The sequence below is a fragment of the Pseudoalteromonas sp. ESRF-bin5 genome, assembly GCF_002632075.1.
GTDB lineage: Bacteria > Pseudomonadota > Gammaproteobacteria > Enterobacterales > Alteromonadaceae > Pseudoalteromonas > Pseudoalteromonas marina.
Window position 1 is genome coordinate 1 of the sequence record NZ_NTLW01000187.1, and the last position, 3,821, is coordinate 3,821.

At 37.1% G+C, this 3,821-nt stretch carries 3 protein-coding genes; 2 read left to right on the forward strand and 1 reads right to left on the reverse strand.

The features are described 5' to 3' along the window. Both BCG07_RS11380 and BCG07_RS11385 read left to right on the forward strand, forming a co-directional pair. Positions 1–1,652, forward strand: a 1,652-nt coding sequence (locus BCG07_RS11380) for an ATP-binding protein (RefSeq protein WP_286890221.1), incomplete at its 5' end; no start/stop codon positions are given. Between the two features lie 222 nt (positions 1,653–1,874). Then, positions 1,875–3,014 (forward strand): GNAT family N-acetyltransferase, encoded by a 1,140-nt coding sequence (locus tag BCG07_RS11385; protein ID WP_286890223.1) that lies wholly within the window; start codon positions 1,875–1,877, stop codon positions 3,012–3,014. On the opposite strand, the gene BCG07_RS11390 is transcribed toward BCG07_RS11385, so the two are convergent. Then, positions 2,991–3,581, reverse strand: coding sequence for a DUF938 domain-containing protein (locus BCG07_RS11390; protein ID WP_286890224.1), 591 nt, complete (start codon positions 3,579–3,581; stop codon positions 2,991–2,993). The two genes, BCG07_RS11385 and BCG07_RS11390, sit on opposite strands and share 24 nt — an antisense overlap. Between the last annotated feature and the right edge of the window lie 240 nt (positions 3,582–3,821).

Below are 3,821 nucleotides of genomic sequence, written 5' to 3' on the forward strand. Positions count from 1 at the left end.
CATCTTTGCAAAATCCAGCTATCAAATATTTACCTATCAGCACTAAAATCATTCAATTAGTCCAAACAAAAACACCAACACCCGCCTATCTACTATTTGCGCCTGTCTATGGTCAAAATGAAAATATAAAGGGTTATGCCACCGGTGTATTTTTGGCCCATAAAATTATTGAACAAGCTATTACACAGCAGCAATCTGAAATGTTTTCTATTGATGTGTTTGAATTTGACAACGAACCCGCCTTTTACAGTAACGACTCTCAAAACTTTGAGCAAGCAACCCAAAGCCAGTTAATGTCATTCAATATTAACTTTGGAGGGCAGCAATGGGTAATAAAATTAGCACTTAAAGAAAACTACATTTCACAACAAAACATTGAAATGTCTTTATTTTTACTTATGCTACAAACCGCTGTGTGTTTACTTATTATTGTAGTGTTAATGCTATTTAACCAGCAGCAACTAGCGCTTAGCCGCCAAGTTGCAGAACGAACAAGCTCATTGGTAAAAGCCAAAAAACAGTCTGACTTAGCCAATAGCGCTAAAAGCCAATTTTTAGCCAATATGAGTCACGAAATACGCACCCCATTAAATGCCATTATTGGCCTATCGTCACTTGCGAAAAAAGATGATGATGCTCAAAAGCTGTTCAGCTACATTAAAAAAATTTACTCCTCTTCAAACAGTCTATTAAACCTAATTAACGACGTTCTTGATATTTCAAAAATAGAGTCACAACATTTAATACTAGAGTCCATTGCGTTTGATCCAAAAGCACTTGTAACGCGCATTGACACAATGTTTGAGCAAAGTGCGAAAAATAAGAACATTGAATGGATTCTCAAATGTAACTTACCTGTAGATACCTGGTTTTTAGGCGATGCAATGCGCATAGAACAAATACTACTTAATTTATGTAGTAATGCGATTAAATTTACTAACGAAGGAAGCGTTACGCTCGATATAGATACAGAGTTTGTGTCTGCCAATAAGGTAAAACTAAGCATTGCAGTATCAGATACTGGCATAGGTATTGAAAAAAACCAACACAACACCTTATTTAACGCATTTACCCAAGCTGACAGTTCAACCTCTCGAAAATTTGGTGGCACTGGCCTTGGTTTAACAATAGCTAAAGAACTATGTTTGCTAATGGGAGCAACACTTAATTTAAAAAGCGAGCTGGGTGAAGGGTCAACCTTTACGTTTGCCGTTAACTTAACAACATCAGAGCCAGATATAGAGCCAGAAGCCATATCAAAAGATATTGATATTACGTCTTTAAATATTTTGGTCGCAGAAGACAATCCTGTGAATCAAATGGTAATAAAAGCGATGTTGGGATCTTTAGGTATCATTCCTCACTTGGTTGAAAATGGTGAAGAAGCTGTAAATATAATCAAAGAACAACATTTTGATTTGGTATTAATGGATTGCCAAATGCCTGTTATGGATGGCTATAAAGCAACAGAATTAATTCGAGCGTTTAAATCGCAACACACATTACCCATCATTGCGCTAACAGCTGATGCCATGCCAGAAGATAAAATTAAAGCTAAAAAAGCAGGCTTTACCGAACATTTAGCAAAACCCATAGAACTTGCAAAACTGACCGAGTGCTTGAGTCAGTTTGTAAAAACAGTTACTAAATAGCACCCAAAAAATTGTTATCATCACGCTACGTGACTGAGTTATTATGGTCACTCGTGGTGTTTAATAACACAATTAGCCTAATCGAATCGTAAAAAATCACTTTAATACGTGACTATTAAAAGCTCTGAAAAAATAAATTGAAGCTTAGAAGTAAAATAAGTGCCAATAAAATTACAAATTAGAGCGCACAATTAAGCACGCAATATTTACAAGGTCGGCATCATGAAAAGCTTTTCTCATCGATGGTTTAAAAATATTAATGAAATAGACCAAGCGCAATGGCATGCTTTTTTTGGTGATGAACCTTTTACTCAACATGCCTTTTTATACGCCTTAGAGCAAAGCCAATGTGTAACACAGCAAAGTGGCTGGCAGCCCTATCATTTAGCTGTATATGAAGGGAGTAACTTAATAGCGCTTGCACCTGGTTATGTAAAAAGCCATTCTTATGGTGAGTATGTATTTGACTGGGCATGGGCTGAAGCATACGAAAAAAATGGTTTGCATTACTATCCCAAATGGCTATCAGGCGTGCCATTTAGCCCAATTGAAGGTAAACGTATTGCCATTCATCACACAAACCACACCGTCGTATACAACTATATTACAGAGCAACTCTGCACACACAGCATTGAGCAAGGATGGTCTGGCTGGCATATAAACTTTTGCGACCAAACACAAGCAACGTTACTCACTAAGCAGCAAGCGATGCTCAGAGAGGGCGTTCAATTTCAATGGTTTAATAAAGGGTTTGATACTTTTGACGACTTTTTAACAACGCTAAACTCGCGTAAACGTAGATCGCTAAAAAAAGAACGCGCTAAAATAACACATCAAAATATTACTACTGAGTGGCTACAGGGTTCAGATATCACACCTGAAATAATGCAGCTGTTTTGCGAATTTTATCAGCGCACCTATTTAAAACGCTCAGGACATTTAGGCTATCTAAACAGTGAATTTTTTACCCTTTTGCATGCACTTATGGCATCGCAGCTGGTTATTATGCTTGCCAAAAAAGACGGTCAAGTCATCGCTGCAACACTCAGTTTAATTGGTGAAAACACACTTTACGGCAGGTACTGGGGGGCAAGCGAAAATATTGACGCACTTCACTTTGAGCTATGTTATTACCAAGGGATAGAATTTGCTATTAAACATAAACTCGACTGCTTTCATTCAGGTGCACAAGGGGAGCATAAAATAGCGAGGGGGTTTGAACCCGTTACTACTTTTTCAGCCCACCATATTGTTAACAATGACTTTAGCAGTGCAATTGAAGATTACCTGTCTCGAGAACGCCAGCATATTGCACTTTACAAAGCACAGTGCACATCGTTATTGCCGTTTAAAAACGAGTAACTGGTTATTAGCAGGCATAGCATGATCGCTCATAAGCGTAAGCCCTGCTTGCTTGGCCAATAATAAAACAGCTTCAAAGTCTCTTATACCACTTAAAGGATCTCGCTCAGTTAAAAAGGCGCAAAACTCTTGATTACTTTGGCTAGTGTATTCGCCTTTGTACTTAAAAGGACCATAAATACACACAATCCCCTCATCATTTAAGTGACGTTTAACCCCGTCAAAAAAACGTTCAACTAATAACCAACTTACAATATGAAATGTATTCGCAGTATATATAGCATCTACTTTTTCGATAGGCCATGGCTGGTTTAAATCAAGCTCAATAGGGGCATGTAAATTAGCTAAATTAACTTCACTATGCCATAGCCTAATACCTTCATGATTAATGACACGATCACTTGTATACCATTGTAGATAAGGTAATTTTTCAGCAAAAAACACACTGTGCTGACCTGTTCCAGAACCAACTTCTAATACTGTTTTAACGTTTTTTAACGCGCTATTTAAATGCTCTAAAATTGGCCCTTTATTGTTTTCACATGCTTGTGAAAATGGCTTTGTCATTGAGTGCACCAAAATTGTGGATGTTTGCACAATAGTAAAGCAAATTTGCAATATGTTGTCGTGACTAATTATGATTTATTTATTAAGTTAAATATAATCATATAGTTAGATATAGCTGGCTTGATTGGTATGTATTATGCAGCAACATAATTGACCCATTTAAGGGTTAATTAACTAATCACAAAAGGATAAAATTATGCATATGCCTCCCTATACCGCTGTTGATGCAGCAGTAGCTAT